The sequence below is a fragment of the Enterobacter sp. PL_is511 genome (assembly GCF_055816065.1).
Genome location: NZ_JBVPGP010000023.1, coordinates 431,702 through 448,019 on the forward strand (window position 1 = coordinate 431,702; position 16,318 = coordinate 448,019).

At 57.1% G+C, this 16,318-nt stretch carries 7 protein-coding genes and 3 tRNA genes; 6 read left to right on the forward strand and 4 right to left on the reverse strand.

Annotation, left to right across the window (positions count from 1 at the left end):
• The first annotated feature begins 3 nt into the window (after window positions 1–3).
• From recC to recD, 4 genes are all read left to right on the forward strand, one after another.
• Window positions 4–3,378 carry an exodeoxyribonuclease V subunit gamma gene (gene recC / locus AC0TN7_RS14375; protein ID WP_267217339.1) on the forward strand — a complete coding sequence of 1,125 codons (3,375 nt, stop codon included), beginning with the start codon at window positions 4–6 and terminating at the stop codon, window positions 3,376–3,378.
• A gap of 140 nt (window positions 3,379–3,518) precedes the next feature.
• Window positions 3,519–6,386: a pitrilysin gene (ptrA, locus tag AC0TN7_RS14380; RefSeq protein ID WP_463727283.1), complete on the forward strand. Its 2,868-nt coding sequence runs from the start codon at window positions 3,519–3,521 to the stop codon at window positions 6,384–6,386.
• A complete protein-coding gene (recB, locus tag AC0TN7_RS14385; protein WP_267217343.1) occupies window positions 6,383–9,925 on the forward strand; it encodes an exodeoxyribonuclease V subunit beta in 3,543 nt (1,180 codons plus the stop codon). Before ptrA ends, recB begins: the two co-directional genes overlap by 4 nt.
• Complete coding sequence (gene recD / locus AC0TN7_RS14390; RefSeq protein WP_248165691.1) at window positions 9,922–11,742, forward strand: exodeoxyribonuclease V subunit alpha; 1,821 nt, start codon at window positions 9,922–9,924, stop codon at window positions 11,740–11,742. The genes recB and recD overlap by 4 nt, the downstream gene beginning before the upstream one ends.
• 34 nt (window positions 11,743–11,776) lie before the next feature.
• On the opposite strand, the gene argA is transcribed toward recD, so the two are convergent.
• Entirely contained in the window at window positions 11,777–13,108 is a 1,332-nt protein-coding gene (argA, locus tag AC0TN7_RS14395; RefSeq protein ID WP_008499655.1) for an amino-acid N-acetyltransferase, read from the reverse strand.
• Between the two features lie 227 nt (window positions 13,109–13,335).
• Here argA and amiC point away from each other — a divergent pair, with 227 nt between their 5' ends.
• Complete coding sequence (amiC, locus tag AC0TN7_RS14400) at window positions 13,336–14,589, forward strand: N-acetylmuramoyl-L-alanine amidase AmiC (RefSeq protein WP_032648118.1); 1,254 nt, start codon at window positions 13,336–13,338, stop codon at window positions 14,587–14,589.
• 87 nt (window positions 14,590–14,676) lie between these two features.
• Here amiC and AC0TN7_RS14405 read toward each other — a convergent pair.
• From AC0TN7_RS14405 to AC0TN7_RS14415, 3 genes are all read right to left on the reverse strand, one after another.
• Window positions 14,677–14,753: transfer RNA gene (locus AC0TN7_RS14405), tRNA-Met, on the reverse strand.
• A 44-nt stretch (window positions 14,754–14,797) separates the two neighbouring features.
• A tRNA-Met gene (locus AC0TN7_RS14410) sits at window positions 14,798–14,874 on the reverse strand.
• 44 nt (window positions 14,875–14,918) lie between these two features.
• Window positions 14,919–14,995: transfer RNA gene (locus AC0TN7_RS14415), tRNA-Met, on the reverse strand.
• Between the two features lie 208 nt (window positions 14,996–15,203).
• Between AC0TN7_RS14415 and mltA the strand changes: the two genes are divergently transcribed.
• Window positions 15,204–16,301 carry a murein transglycosylase A gene (gene mltA, locus AC0TN7_RS14420; RefSeq protein ID WP_023309035.1) on the forward strand — a complete coding sequence of 366 codons (1,098 nt, stop codon included), beginning with the start codon at window positions 15,204–15,206 and terminating at the stop codon, window positions 16,299–16,301.
• The last annotated feature ends 17 nt before the right edge of the window (window positions 16,302–16,318 follow it).

The following is a 16,318-nucleotide window of genomic DNA, read 5'->3' on the forward strand; positions in this document are numbered from 1 at the left end:
TCTATGTTAAGGGTCTACCACTCAAATCGTCTGGATGTGCTGGAAGCACTGATGGAATTTATCGTTGAGCGCGAGCGGCTTGACGATCCTTTTGAGCCCGAAATGGTGCTGGTGCAGAGCACCGGTATGGCACAGTGGCTGCAAATGTCGCTTTCCCGTAAATTTGGCATAGCCGCGAATATTGATTTCCCGCTGCCCGCGAGCTTTATCTGGGAGATGTTTGTTCGCGTGTTGCCGGACATCCCCGAGCAGAGCGCCTTCAACAAGCAGGCCATGAGCTGGAAGCTGATGGCGCTGCTGCCGGACATGCTGCAGCGTGATGAATTCGCCATGCTGCGTCACTACCTCAATGACGATACCGACAAGCGCAAGCTGTTCCAGCTGGCATCGCGCACCGCCGATCTTTATGACCAATACCTTGTTTACCGTTCTGACTGGTTAATTCGTTGGGAAGCGGGCGAGTTGGTTGAAGGCCTGCCGGAGGCGCAAATATGGCAGGCCCCGCTGTGGAAAGCGCTGGTAGAGCATACGGAGAAACTGGGCCAGCCTAAGTGGCACCGTGCCAATCTCTACGAGCGGTTTATCTCGATACTTGAAAATGCGTCGGAGCGCCCGGCCCGACTTCCGTCACGTGTTTTTATCTGCGGAATATCCGCATTACCCCCTGTCTATCTAAAGGCGTTGAATGCGCTGGGTAAGCATATTGATATCCATATTTTGTTTACCAACCCATGCCGACAATACTGGGGGGATATCCTCGACGAACGCTGGCTTGCCCGGCTGGTGAGCCGCCAAAGAAAGCGCCTTTTTGAAGAACGTGCCGTCCCGCTGTTTAAAGATGGCTCGACTGCCGGGCAGCTTTTCGATGAAGACGGTATCCAGAACCTGCCCAATCCGCTGCTTGCCTCATGGGGGAAGCTGGGACGTGACTACATTCATATGCTTTCAGACATCACTTCCTCAGGGGAAGGTGACGTGGATGCCTTTGTTGAGATCGCCCCGGACAGCCTGCTGCATAATATTCAGTTAGATATCCTGGATCTGGAAAACCGTGCCGTCATGGGCGTGACGGCGAACGAGTTCGAACGCAGCGATAATAAGCGAAAACTGGATCCTGACGATCGCAGCGTCACGATCCACGTTTGCCACAGCCCGCAGCGTGAGGTCGAAGTGCTTCACGATCAACTGCTGGCGATGCTGCAGGAGGACCCCGATCTGACGCCACGCGATATCGTGGTGATGGTGGCGGATATCGACAGCTACAGTCCCTTTATTCAGGCCGTCTTTGGCAGCGCGACGGGCGAGCGATACCTGCCTTACGCTATCTCTGACCGTCGTGCCCGTCAGTCGCATCCGGTATTGCAGGCGTTTATCACTCTTCTGTCACTGCCGGATAGCCGGTTTATCTCCGAAGATGTCCTGGCATTGCTGGATGTTCCCGTGCTGGCTGCACGCTTCAACATCAATGAAGAGGGCCTGCGCTACCTTCGTCAGTGGGTGAATGAGTCTGGCGTTCGCTGGGGGATCGATGACGATAACGTTCAGGAATTCGAGCTTCCCCCAACCGGGCAGCACACCTGGAGATTTGGTCTGACGCGTATGCTGCTGGGCTACGCCATGGAGAGCAGCCAGGGCGAGTGGAATGAGGTGCTGCCTTACGATGAGTCCAGCGGGTTAATTGCTGAACTGGTGGGGCATTTAGCGTCGCTATTAATGCAGCTTAACCGCTGGCGATATGCGCTGTTGCAGCCGCGTCCACTTGAAGAATGGCTCCCGGTTTGCAGGGCGTTGCTTAATGATTTCTTCCTGCCAGACAGTGACACCGAAGCGGCCATGGCGCTGATTGAAACCCAGTGGCAGGCAATCATCGACGAAGGCGTGAATTCCCACTATCAGGAGGCCATCCCGCTGTCGCTGCTGCGGGATGAGCTGACGCAGCGGCTTGACCAGGAGCGAATCAGCCAGCGTTTCCTGGCGGGTCCTGTCAATATTTGTACCCTGATGCCCATGCGCTCTATCCCGTTCAGGGTGGTCTGCCTGCTTGGCATGAACGACGGTGTGTATCCGCGCGCGCTGCCGCCGCTGGGGTTCGACTTGATGAGCGCAAACCCAAAACGGGGCGATCGTAGCCGCCGTGATGATGACCGCTACCTCTTCCTTGAAGCGCTTATTTCCGCTCAGAGTAAGCTCTATATCAGCTATATCGGTCGTTCCATTCAGGACAACAGCGAGCGTTTCCCCTCTGTACTGGTGCAGGAGCTGGTGGACTATATCGGCCAGAGCCACTACCTGCCGGGAGATGAAGCGCGCAACTGCGATGAAAGCGAGCAGAGGGTGAAAGCCCATATCACCTGTTTCCACAGCCGCATGCCGTTTGACCCGGTGAACTACACAGCCAGCGAGCTCCAGAGCTATGCACAGGAGTGGCTACCGGCGGCGAAAAAAGAGGGAAGTGCGCATACCGATTTCATTCAGGAACTTGATCCGCGCCCAATCGACACTCTGACCTTCGAACAGCTTCAGCGGTTTTGGGCGCATCCGGTGCGCGCCTTCTTCCAGCAACGACTGCAGGTCAACTTCCGCTCTGAAGAGAGCGAAATTCCTGAGGCAGAGCCGTTTACGCTGGAAGGTCTGGAACGCTACCAGTTAAACCTGCAGCTGCTGAATGCGCTGGTTGAAGAGGAAGATGCGGACAAGCTTTACCGCCGCTACCGCGCTGCGGGTCAGCTGCCCTACGGCGCGTTCGGGGAAATTGTCTGGGAGGCGCAGTGTCAGGAGATGACCGCTCTGGCGGAGCGCGTGAGAGCGTGCCGACAGCCGGGGAAAAGTATTGAAATCGATCTCAACTGCAACGGGGTACAGCTCACGGGCTGGTTAACCCAGGTTCAGCCGGACGGGCTGCTGCGCTGGCGGCCCTCAATGCTGAGCGTTTCGCAGGGATTGCAACTCTGGCTGGAACATCTTGTCTACAGTGCGGGTGGGCATAAAGGCGAAAGCCGGATTTTCGTGCGCAAAGAGGGGGAATGGCGCTTCCCGCCGATGGAAGCCGAGCAGGCGTTAGGTCATCTCTCTTTGTACATTGAGGGCTACCGTCAGGGAATGAACAAACCGCTCCTGTTACTGCCGGAAAGTGGCGGGGCGTGGATAAAAGCCTGTTATGACGCGCAGAATGATGCGATGTTAACGGATGAGGCTTCGCTGCAGAAAGCACGCAGTAAATTTATGCAGGCCTATGAAGGTAACATGATGGTGCGTGGCGAAGGTGAAGATGTCTGGTATCAGCGCTTATGGCGAACCCTTGAGCCAGAGTACTTCGAGGCTATCACGGAAGAGGCGCAGCGCTACCTGCTGCCGTTGTTTAAATTTAATCAGTCCTGAGTGCTGTATAAAAATTGCGCAGCATGAGGTGTTCATTTATGATGCACTTCTTATCACGGACTGATGTACCCAATAAAGAGATGTTGGCGTGTCCAGCGCGCAATGTGTTAATGATGTAGCCGTGATAAAGAGGTAGCACCTTGTTTAAAGCGTTTGTTTTGTTTTTCGCCCTCTGGGTACCCGTCACTCAGGCAGACTCCGGTTGGCAACCCGTTCAGGAAACTATTCGTAAAAGCGAAAAAGATACCCGTCAATATCAGGCTATTCGTCTTGATAACGGCATGACCGTACTGCTGGTCTCCGATCCGCAGGCGGTGAAATCCCTTTCGGCATTAGTGGTGCCGGTTGGATCGCTGGAAGATCCTGACGCTCATCCTGGGCTTGCACACTATCTGGAACATATGACGCTGATGGGGTCAAAAAAATACCCGCAGCCAGATAGCCTGTCCGAATTTCTGAAAATGCATGGCGGCAGCCACAATGCCAGCACGGCACCGTACCGCACGGCCTTTTATCTTGAAGTCGAAAATGATGCGCTGGAAGGGGCGGTCGATCGCCTTGCTGATTCCATCGCCGCGCCCTTGCTGGATAAAAAATATGCCGATCGTGAACGCAATGCGGTGAATGCCGAGCTGACCATGGCCCGTACGCGAGACGGTATGCGCATGGCCCAGGTCAGTGCCGAAACCATCAACCCTGCACACCCGGGTTCGCGTTTCTCCGGCGGTAACCTTGAGACGTTAAGCGACAAACCGAACAGCCCGGTGCTGGATGCCCTGCACGCGTTTCGCGATAAATACTACTCCGCCAACCTGATGAAAGCGGTCATCTACAGCAATAAACCGTTGCCAGAACTGGCAGACATGGCGGCTAAAACGTTTGGACGGGTGCCGAATAAAAATATCGACCTGCCGCAAATAAACGTCCCGGTGGTTACGGACGCGCAAAAAGGCCTCGTTATCCACTACGTGCCGGCGCTGCCGCGCAAAGTGCTGCGCGTGGAATTCCGCATCGATAACAACACCGCACAGTTTCGCAGTAAAACCGATGAGCTGGTCACCTACCTGATAGGTAACCGTAGCCCGGGTACGCTGTCTGACTGGCTGCAAAAACAGGGGCTGGTGGAAGGTATTCGCGCCGACTCCGATCCGGTTGTGAACGGCAATAGCGGCGTGCTGGCGATCTCCGCCACCCTGACCGACAAAGGACAGGCCAACCGTGATGAAGTCGTGGCGGCGATCTTCAGCTACCTCGCTTTACTGCGCGAGAAAGGCGTCGATAAGCGCTATTTTGATGAACTTGCCCACGTGCTGGATCTCGATTTCCGCTACCCGTCCATCACCCGCGACATGGATTACGTTGAGTGGCTGGCGGATACCATGATCCGCGTGCCGGTGGAACATACCCTCGATGCGGTGAATATTGCCGACCGGTACGATGCCGGGGCGGTAAAAGCTCGCCTGGCGATGATGACGCCGGAGAATGCCCGCATCTGGTACATCAGCCCGAACGAACCGCATAACAAGACGGCGTACTTTGTCGATGCCCCTTATCAGGTGGATAAAATCAGCGCTCAGACCTTCGCCGACTGGCAGAAAAAGGCCGGGGAGATTGCGTTGAAGCTGCCGGAGCTGAACCCCTATATTCCGGATGACTTCTCGCTGATCAAAACGACGAAAGATTACCCGCATCCGGAACTCATCATTGACGAACCGACGCTGCGCGTCGTGTATACCCCAAGCCGCTATTTCGCCAGCGAGCCAAAGGCCGATGTCAGCGTGGTGCTGCGTAACCCGAAAGCGATGAACAGCGCCAAAAATCAGGTGATGTTCGCGCTCAATGACTATCTCGCCGGGATTGCGCTCGATCAGCTCAGCAACCAGGCGGCCGTGGGCGGCATCAGCTTCTCCACCAACGCCAACAACGGTTTGATGCTCAATGCAAACGGCTATACCCAGCGTTTGCCTCAGCTGTTCCAGGCACTGCTGGAAGGGTATTTCAGCTACACGCCGACGGAAGAGCAGCTTGAGCAGGCCAAATCGTGGTACGCCCAGATGATGGATTCTGCCGAGAAGGGCAAAGCTTACGATCTGGCGCTTATGCCGGCGCAAATGCTGTCGCAGGTTCCTTATTTCCAGCGAGAAGACCGCCGCGCGCTGTTGCCTTCGATCTCCTTAAAAGACGTGCTGGCGTACCGTGACGCGCTGAAAACCAACACGCGTCCGGAGTTCCTGATCGTCGGCAACATGAGTGAGGAGCAGGCCAAAACCCTGGCGGAGAATGTGCGCACTCAGCTCGGTTCGAAAGGCGACGAGTGGTGCCGCAACCAGGACGTGCTGGTTGAGAAAAAGCAGAATGTGATTTTTGAAAAGACGGGTAACAGCACGGATTCCGCGCTGGCCGCGGTCTTTGTGCCAACGGGGTATGATGAATTCGCCAGCTCAGCGCAGAGCGCCGTGCTGGGACAAATTATTCAGCCGTGGTTCTATAACCAGTTACGCACAGAAGAGCAGCTTGGCTACGCGGTATTTGCCTTCTCCATGAACGTCGGCCGACAGTGGGGGCTGGGCTTCCTGCTGCAAAGCAGCGACAAACAGCCGGCGTATCTCTGGCAGCGTTACCAGGCCTTCTTCCCGCAGGTGGAAGCAAAGCTGCGCGCGATGAAGCCGGAAGAGTTTGCTCAGATCCAGCAGGCCGTCATCGCGCAGGTAATGCAGCCGCCGCAGACGCTGGGTGAAGAAGCCTCGCAGCTGAGCAAAGATTTCGATCGCGGTAATCTGAATTTTGATTCGCGTGATAAAGTAGTGGCCGAGATAAAACAGCTGACGCCGCAGAAGGTTGCCGACTTCTTCCATCAGGCGGTCATTAAGCCGCAGGGTATCACCATCCTGTCCCAGGTTTCCGGTAGCCAGAACGGGAAAACGGAGTACGTGAACCCGAAAGGCTGGAAAGTCTGGAAAAGCGTCAGCGCGCTGCAGCAATCTATGCCCTGGAGTAAGAAAGAATGACCGATACCGCTGAGACCCTTGATCCCTTACGTTTACCTCTGCAGGGTGAACGATTGATTGAAGCCTCAGCGGGAACGGGAAAAACCTTCACCATCGCCGCCCTCTATCTGCGTCTGCTGCTGGGGCTTGGCGGCAACGCCGCTTTTCCACGCCCTTTGAGCGTGGAAGAGCTGCTGGTGGTGACCTTCACCGAGGCTGCTACCGCTGAGCTGCGGGGCCGTATTCGTACCAATATCCACGAGCTGCGCATCGCCTGTCTGCGTCAGAGCACGGATAACCCTCTCTACGCGAGCCTTCTGGAAGAGATTGCCGATAAGCAACAGGCAGCACAGTGGCTGCTCCTCGCCGAACGGCAGATGGATGAAGCGTCCGTCTTCACCATTCACGGTTTTTGCCAGCGCATGCTGAGCCTGAATGCGTTTGAATCCGGCATGCTGTTCGAACAGCAGCTTATTGAAGATGAATCCGTGCTTCGCTATCAGGCCTGCGCGGATTTCTGGCGTCGCCATTGCTACCCGTTACCGCGCGATATCGCCGAAGCCGTACACGCGTTGTGGAAGGGCCCGGAGGCGCTGCTGCGCGCTATCGATCGTTATCTGCAGGGGGAAGCGCCAGTCATCAAATCCCCGCCGCCGGCAGATGAAACGCTGGCCTCACGGCATGAAAAAATCATCGCGCAGATTGCCGACATCAAGCAAAAATGGCTTGAGTCCGTTGGCGAGATTGACGCAATCATCGAAAATTCCGGGATTGATCGACGCAAGTTTAACCGTGGCAATCAGGGGAAATGGATCGACAAGATCGGCGCCTGGGCGCAGGAAGAGACGCGAGGCTACCAGCTCCCGGACGCGCTGGAGAAATTCTCCCAACGTTTCCTGGTTGAGCGGACCAAAGCCGACGGCATTGTCCCTGAGCATCCCCTGTTTGTGGCGATTGAATCCCTGCTGGCGGAGCCCTTAACGCTCAACGATCTGATGATTGCCCGCGCCATGACGGAAATTCGCGAAGCCGTCGCGCGTGAGAAACGCCGCCGGGGTGAACTGGGTTTCGACGATATGCTGAGCCGCCTCGATGCGGCGCTGTGCAGTGAAAACGGTGAAGCGCTTGCCGCCGCGATCCGCACCCGTTTCCCGGTGGCGATGATCGACGAATTTCAGGATACCGACCCGCAGCAGTACCGCATTTTCCGCCGTATCTGGCGCCAGCAGCCCGACACCGCGCTGCTGCTAATCGGCGATCCGAAACAGGCTATCTACGCCTTCCGTGGTGCGGATATTTTCACCTACATGAAAGCCCGCAGTGAGGTTGACGCGCACTACACGCTCGATACCAACTGGCGCTCCTCTCCCGGCATGGTGGAAAGCGTCAACGGGCTCTTCAGCCGCATGGATACGGCGTTTATGTTCCGGGAGATCCCGTTTCAGCCGGTAAAGTTTGCCGAGAAAAATGCCTCGTTGCGCTTCGAGTTCAACGGCGAGACGCAGCCTGCCATGAACTTCTGGCTGCTGGATGGGGAAGGCTGCGGCGTTGCCGACTATCAAAATGCCATGGCCCAGCACTGTGCCGCGCAAATCCGTGACTGGCTCAGTGCGGGCGCGCGCGATGACGCGCTGCTGTGGAAGGGGGATAAACCCACTCCGGTAAAGGCATCGGATATTACGGTACTGGTGCGTAGCCGTCAGGAGGCCGCGCTCATCCGCGACGCCCTGACGTTACTGAATATCCCCTCCGTCTACCTCTCAAACCGCGACAGCGTCTTTGAAACGCTGGAAGCGCAGGAGATGCTATGGCTGCTGCAGGCCGTGCTGGCCCCGGAGCGGGAAAGCACGCTGCGCAGCGCACTGGCGAGCGCGATGCTCGGGCTGAATGCGCGGGATATTGATGCGCTCAACAATGACGAAGCCGCATGGGATGCCGTGGTCGAAGAGTTTGTTCGCTACCGCGAAAAATGGCAGAAGCGCGGGGTAATGGCAATGGTGCGCGAGCTCATGGCGCAGCGCCACATTGCGGAGAATATGCTGGCGACAGCAGGCGGCGAGCGCCGTTTGACCGATATTTTACATATCAGCGAACTGTTGCAGGAAGCGGGTACGCAGCTGGAGAGCGAGCACGCTCTGGTGCGCTGGCTGGCGCAGCAGATTGCCGATCCGAACAGCAATTCGTCCAGCCAGCAGATGCGCCTTGAGAGCGATAAACATCTGGTGCAGATCGTCACCATTCACAAATCGAAAGGCCTGGAATATCCGCTGGTCTGGCTGCCGTTTATTGCCAATTACCGCGTGCAGGATCAGGCCTTTTACCACGATCGCGAGTCTTTTGAGGCGGTGCTCGATCTCAGCAACGCGGAGTCCAGCGTTGAGCTGGCAGAGGCTGAACGTCTGGCGGAAGATTTGCGCCTGCTCTACGTGGCGCTGACCCGTTCGATCTGGCACTGTAGCCTGGGCGTTGCGCCTCTGTTCCGTCGCCGTGGCGAAAAAAGCGGGGAGAGCGATTTTCATCTGAGCGCGCTGGGGCGGCTTATTCAGCAGGGTGAACCCAAAGACGCGGCAGGCCTGCGTCAGTGCATCGAATCCCTTTGCACTGAGCATGTTGCCCTGCATATTCCTTCGCTGCCCGACAACAGCCGCTGGCAGATGCCGGAGCTGCGTGATTCAGCGCTCCATGCCCGCCAGGTTGTGCGTACGATAGCCGACGACTGGCGCGTCACCAGCTACTCCGGTTTACAACAGCACGGGCAGAGTATCGCTCAGGATCTGATGCCAAAACTGGACGTGGATGCCGCGGGGGCCGGTAGCGTACCCGCTGAGCCGGTGCTCACGCCGCACCAGTTCCCGCGCGGCGCTTCTCCAGGCACGTTTTTGCACAGCCTGTTTGAAGAGCTGGATTTTACCCAGCCGGTTTCCGAAGAGTGGGTGCTGAAGATGTTACAGAGTGGTGGTTACGACGCGCATTGGCAGCCGGTTCTCACCGACTGGATCCGCGCGGTTCTGCATGCTCCGCTCACCGCGCAGGGGATCTCGCTTAGCCAGTTGACTACCAAAGATAAGCAGGTGGAGATGGAGTTTTATCTCCCCATCGCCAGTCCGCTCAGGGCAGAGGCACTTGATGCGGTGATCCGCGAGTACGATCCGTTATCCGCCGGGTGCCCGCCGCTGAACTTCCGCCAGGTGCAGGGGATGCTCAAAGGTTTTATCGACCTGGTTTTCCGCCACGAAGGACGCTACTACCTGCTGGATTACAAATCGAACTGGCTGGGTGAAAGCAGCGAAGCCTACACGCAAGACGCGATGGCCGCGGCCATGCAGATGCATCGCTACGATCTGCAGTACCAGCTTTATACCCTGGCGCTGCACCGTTACCTGCGCCATCGCATGGCTGATTACCGCTACGAAGCGCATTTTGGCGGCGTAATTTACCTGTTCCTGCGCGGCGTGGATGCTAACGACCCGCGTTCCGGCGTCTTTAGCACGCGTCCGGCTGCGGAACTGATTGAAAAAATGGATAACCTGTTTGCTGCAGGCACGGAGGAGGTGGCATGACGATGCAGGCGCTACTGCTGGACGCGGTTGAACAACGATTACTGCGCCACCTGGATGTGCAGTTCGCCATGATGGTGGCAGGTGAGGAGCCTGCCGTCATGCTTGCCGCCGCCATTCTGAGCAAAGACGCGGGGGAGGGGCACGTGTGTCTGCCGCTGTCGCGTCTGGCGGTGGATGAGAAGATGCCTCCGGTTTTACAGGCGTGCTTCGCGCTGCTGGGTGACGCAGTGGACTGGCAGGAGATACTACTCGGCTCGCCTGCCGTGAGCGGAGCCGATACCGGGACGCCGATGATCCTTGTCGGCGAGCGTTTGTATCTTAACCGGCTCTGGCGTAACGAACTGACGGTAGCGCGCTTTTTCAGCGAGACCAACGCCCCGCTTCCCTGCGATGAAACGCGGCTGCGGCAAACGCTGGATACGCTGTTCACCTCTGACGACGAGACAGACTGGCAGAAAGTGGCGGCTGCCGTGGCCTTAACGCGACGGATCTCGGTGATTTCTGGCGGCCCGGGTACCGGGAAAACGACCACCGTGGCAAAACTGCTTGCCGCGTTGATTCAGTTATCGGGTGAGCAAAAGTGCCGTATTCGCCTGGCGGCCCCCACCGGTAAAGCGGCGGCACGTCTGACGGAATCGTTAGGCGGCGCGCTGCAAAAGCTGCCGCTAACCGGGGAGCAGCTTGCGCTTTTCCCCAATGAGGCCAGCACGCTGCACCGTTTGCTTGGTGCACAGCCGGGTAGCCAGCGTCTGCGCTATCATGCCGGTAATCCGCTGCACCTTGACGTGCTGGTGGTGGATGAAGCCTCAATGATTGACCTGACGATGATGTCGCGTTTGATCGATGCGCTACCGCCGCACGCGCGCGTCATTTTCCTCGGCGATCGTGACCAGCTTGCCTCCGTGGAGGCGGGGGCGGTACTGGGTGATATCTGCACCTATGCCAGCCTGGGATATACCGCTGAACGCGCTCAGGAGTTAGCCCGTCTCACCGGATGCTCGCTCACCTCTGAAAACCATTCGCTAGCAGGGGCGCTTCGCGACAGCCTGTGTCTGCTGCAAAAAAGCTACCGTTTCGGCAGCGACTCCGGCATCGGCCAGCTTGCGGCAGCGGTGAACCGGGGCGACCGGCGCGCCACCACGGCGGTATTTGACGGAACCTTTAAGGATATTGAGAAAAAATCGCTGCAAAGCGCGGAAGAGTATCAGGCGATGCTTGACGACGCCCTGCAGGGGTACCAGCGCTTTCTGACGGACGTACAACAGCAAAGTACGCCGGAGCAGGTCATTGCCGCGTTTGGCGAATATCAGTTGCTCTGTGCGCTGAGGGAAGGCCCCTTTGGTGTCCGGGGTCTTAACGACAGGCTGGAACAGCTGCTGGCGCAAAAACGCAAAATTAACCGTACCCCGCACTCGCGCTGGTATGAAGGGCGACCGGTGATGATCTCCCGCAACGACAGCGCGCTGGGATTGTTTAACGGGGATATCGGGATTGCGCTCGACTGCGGTCAGGGACTGCGCGTCTGGTTCCAGATGCCGGACGGGAGCGTGAAGTCCTTCCAGCCCAGCCGTTTGCCCGAGCATGAAACCGCCTGGGCGATGACGGTGCATAAATCCCAGGGCTCCGAATTTAACCACGCGGCGCTGATCCTGCCCACGCAGCTTTCCCCCGTTATTACCCGAGAGCTGATCTATACCGCCATAACGCGCGCACGTCAGCGCCTGTCGCTCTATACCGATGAACGCGTGCTGGTGCAGGCGATTGCCACCCGTACGGAACGTCGAAGCGGGCTGGGCGCGATATTTGAGTCCCTCTGAACGAAAGCCCTCGCCGGACGGTGAGGGCGTCGTATTATCCCAGGTCAGCCATCAGTACTTTTGAGCGGCGCTGATAGTTGTACATCTCTTTCTTCGTCTCCGGCAGAGAATCGATATCCACCGGCGTAAACCCGCGCTCCTGGAACCAGTGAATGCTGCGCGTCGTCAGGACGAACAGCTTGCTCAGCCCCATCTGGCGCGCCTGTGCCGCCACGCGCTCAAGCAGCATTTCACCGCGAGAAGAGCTGCGGTAATCAGGATGCACCGCCACGCAGGCCATTTCACCGATCTTCTCTTCCGGGAACGGATAGAGCGCGGCGCAGGCGATGGTCAGGTTATCGCGCTGAATAATGGTGAATTTGTCGATCTCCATCTCCAGCTGTTCGCGTGAGCGACGCACCAGAATACCCTGCTGTTCCAGCGGGCGGATCAGTTCCAGAATGCCGCCGATATCGTTGATGGTGGCGCGGCGGATCTGCTCCGCACTCTCCATCACAATCTGTGTACCAATACCGTCGCGGGAGAAAAGCTCCTGCAGCAGGGCGCCGTCTTCCTGATAGCTGATCAGGTGGCTGCGGCGCACACCGCTGCGGCAGGCCTTCACGGCGCCACGCAGGAAGCGGACGGTGCCGGAGTGGTAATCGCCTTCGGCTTCCAGCGCCTCCACGCGGGCCTGGGCTTCGTTCGGGAAGAGTTCCGGCACGATTGTTCCTTCATCGTTCACCACGCCCTGGGAGGAGCAGAACCCAATCATTTTTTCCGCCTTCAGCTTGATCGCCAGCTGCGTGGCAATCTCTTCAGACGTCAGGTTAAAGCTTTCGCCGGTCACGGAAACGGCGACCGGGCCCATCAGCACGATGGCACCGCTGTCCAGCTGGCGATGAATGGCTTCTTCATCAATACGACGAATACGACCGCTGTGACAGTAATCCACGCCATCGTCCACGCCAAGCGGCTGGGCAATGATAAAGTTGCCGCTCACGACGTTGATATGCGCCCCCTGCAGCGGCGTGTTGTTCAGGCTCATGGACAGGCGAGCGGTAATATCCAGCTGCAGCAGACCCGCCGCCTGTTTCACCAGCTCAAGGGTTTTGGCATCGGTGACGCGGGTATGTTTGTGGTAAATCGGCTCGTGGTGGTGAGCGGCCAGGTTGGCGTCGATCTGTGGACGCGCGCCATACACCACCACCAGGCGGATCCCCAGGCTGTGCAGCAGGCCAATGTCATTGACGATGCTGGAAAAATTTTCATGCTCAATGGCTTCGCCGCCAAGCATGATGACAAACGTTTTTCCCCGATGGGCGTTGATATAGGGAACAGAATGGCGGAATCCCTGGACCAGTTCGGTTCTACGTTCCTTCACCATGGCACAACCCTTAATGAATGTTTATTCGTAATTTCTGTATTTTTATTCGATTGTGGCCGCGTGTGCAAGCGCAAATTTTCCGCGACCCACAGAAATTGGTAAGTAATCCGTGCGTTAGCGTATGATTGTTTACCCTTTTATAGATGACAGTTTATGCGTCATTCGTTAAAGTTTTCGGTCAATCTGGACATTTTGTATATCAGTCAGTGTTCTTGCTCGGGAGAAGCATGTCGGGATCCAATTCAGCAATAAGCCGCCGCCGTTTGTTAAAAGGGGCCGGGGCAATGTGGTTGCTTAGCGTCAGTCAGGTCGGTCTTGCCGCCACCAGCCAGGTCGTGGCGGTGCGCGTCTGGCCATCGTCGACCTATACGCGCGTGACGGTCGAATCCAATCGCGTGCTGAAATATAAGCAATTTGCCCTCAGCAACCCGGAGCGTGTGGTGGTGGATCTCGAAGGCGTTAACCTCAACTCCGTGCTGAAAGGAATGGCGGCGCAGATCCGCGGTGACGATCCGTTTATTAAATCGGCGCGCGTCGGGCAGTTCGATCCGCAAACCGTGCGCATGGTGTTTGAACTGAAGCAGAACGTTAAGCCGCAGCTGTTTGCCCTGGCGCCTGTTGCGACCTTCAAAGAGCGCCTGGTGATGGATCTCTACCCGGCCAATGCGACGGATATTCAGGATCCGCTTCTTGCCCTGCTGGAGGATTACAACAAGGGCGATTTGGAGCGTCAGGTGCCCCCTGCGCAAAGCGGTCCGCAGCCGGGGAAAGCAGGGCGCGATCGTCCGATTGTGATCATGCTCGATCCAGGCCACGGTGGCGAAGACTCTGGCGCGGTGGGGAAATACCGTACGCGTGAAAAAGACGTGGTGCTGCAAATTGCGCGCCGCCTGAAAGCGTTGATTGATAAAGAAGGCAATATGCGCGCCTATATGACGCGCAATGAAGACGTCTTTATTCCGCTGAAAGTGCGCGTCGCAAAAGCGCAGAAGCAGCGCGCCGATTTGTTCGTGTCGATCCATGCGGATGCGTTTACCAGCCGTCAGCCAAGCGGCTCGTCGGTGTTTGCGCTCTCGACCAAAGGCGCGACCAGTACCGCCGCGAGATACCTTGCGGACACCCAGAACGCCTCTGACTTAATTGGTGGCGTGGGCAAAAGCGGCGATCGCTACGTCGACCACACCATGTTCGATATGGTGCAGTCGCTGACCATTAACGACAGCCTGAAGTTTGGTAAAGCGGTACTGGGCAAGCTGGGCAACATCAATAAGCTGCATAAAAACAGCGTTGAACAGGCCGGGTTTGCGGTACTCAAGGCGCCGGATATCCCGTCCATTCTGGTAGAAACCGCGTTTATCAGTAACGTGGAAGAGGAGCGTAAGCTCAAGACGGCAAAATTCCAGCAGGAGGTTGCGGAGTCGATTCTGGCAGGGATTCGTGCGTATTTCTCTGACGGGGCGACGCTGGCGCGGCGCGGGTAGATCTTTTGGCCGGGTTCACGCCCGGCAAATTCACAAACGACAGATACAAAAAAACACCCTTAAGGGTGTTTATTGTTTTAGAAGTGTTGGTTGCGGGGGCCGGATTTGAACCGACGACCTTCGGGTTATGAGCCCGACGAGCTACCAGGCTGCTCCACCCCGCGTCCGTCTTTCTACTCTTGTAGAAGCTTACTTCTTCAAATTTGATTGGTTGCGGGGGCCGGATTTGAACCGACGACCTTCGGGTTATGAGCCCGACGAGCTACCAGGCTGCTCCACCCCGCGTCCGTCTTTCTACAGTCGTAGAAGGTACTTCATCAAATTTTAATTGGTTGCGGGGGCCGGATTTGAACCGACGACCTTCGGGTTATGAGCCCGACGAGCTACCAGGCTGCTCCACCCCGCGTCCGTGGATGCGCACTATACTCGGATAGGTTTGTGATGCAACCCCTTTTTCACATTTATCATGATTTTGTATGCAAATTGAACGACATGGCGTTGTTTGGACTATTTTTTGCGCAAAATTTGCCAAAGGGCATGCGATCGCATTTCATTAGCCCTGGCGGTTTGTTATCTTCATCACGCGGAAATGGGCAACTTAAAGACGAGATATAATGAAAGGACGTTGGGCGAAGTATCTGATGGCGGGCGCAATGGTAGCAATTCTTGCGGCCTGTTCTTCCAAACCGACCGATCGCGGTCAACAGTATAAAGACGGGAAGTTATCCCAGCCTTTCTCTTTAGTTAATCAGCCTGATGCGGTCGGCGCACCGATTAATGCCGGTGATTTCTCCGAGCAGGTCTACCAGATCCGCAACGCGTCGCCCCGTCTGTATGGCACCCAGAGTAGCGTGTATAACGCGGTCCAGGACTGGCTGAAAGCAGGCGGCGATACGCGCAACATGCGCCAGTTTGGTATCGACGCCTGGCAGATGGAAGGGGCTGATAACTACGGCAACGTTCAGTTTACCGGCTATTACACCCCGGTTATCCAGGCACGACACTCGCGTCAGGGCGAGTTCCAGTATCCTATCTACCGTATGCCGCCAAAACGCGGTCGTCTGCCGTCTCGCGCTGAGATCTACGCCGGTGCGCTGAGCGAAAACTACGTTCTGGCCTACAGCAACTCCCTGATGGATAACTTCATCATGGACGTTCAGGGCAGCGGTTACATTGATTTTGGCGACGGTTCACCGCTTAACTTCTTTAGCTATTCCGGTAAAAACGGCCACGCCTATCGCAGTATTGGCAAGGTGCTGATCGACCGTGGCGAAGTGAAGAAAGAAGACATGTCGATGCAGGCGATCCGCGAGTGGGGCGAGAAACACAGCGAAGCCGAGGTGCGTGAGCTGCTGGAGCAGAACCCGTCGTTCGTCTTCTTCAAACCGCAAAACTTCGCCCCGGTGAAAGGGGCGAGTGCCGTTCCGCTGATTGGCCGCGCGTCGGTAGCATCGGATCGCTCGATTATTCCTGCAGGTACCACGCTGCTGGCTGAAGTTCCTCTGCTGGACAACAACGGCAAGTTCAACGGCCAGTATGAGCTGCGTCTGATGGTGGCGCTGGACGTCGGCGGGGCGATCAAAGGCCAGCACTTCGATATCTATCAGGGCATTGGCCCTGACGCTGGCCACCGCGCGGGCTGGTATAACCACTACGGACGCGTGTGGGTACTGAAGGCGGCGCCGGGTGCCGGAAACGTATTCAGCGGCTGATTGTGGTATTCTGAGCG

Bases quoted from the DNA above. Each gene is read 5' to 3' on its own strand.
- recD (WP_248165691.1), top strand. From the start codon at position 9,922: ATGACGATGCAGGCGCTACTGCTGGACGCGGTTGAACAACGATTACTG.
- mltA (WP_023309035.1), top strand. From the start codon at position 15,204: ATGAAAGGACGTTGGGCGAAGTATCTGATGGCGGGCGCAATGGTAGCA.
- amiC (WP_032648118.1), top strand. From the start codon at position 13,336: ATGTCGGGATCCAATTCAGCAATAAGCCGCCGCCGTTTGTTAAAAGGG.
- argA (WP_008499655.1), bottom strand. From the start codon at position 13,108: ATGGTGAAGGAACGTAGAACCGAACTGGTCCAGGGATTCCGCCATTCT.
- recC (WP_267217339.1), top strand. From the start codon at position 4: ATGTTAAGGGTCTACCACTCAAATCGTCTGGATGTGCTGGAAGCACTG.
- recB (WP_267217343.1), top strand. From the start codon at position 6,383: ATGACCGATACCGCTGAGACCCTTGATCCCTTACGTTTACCTCTGCAG.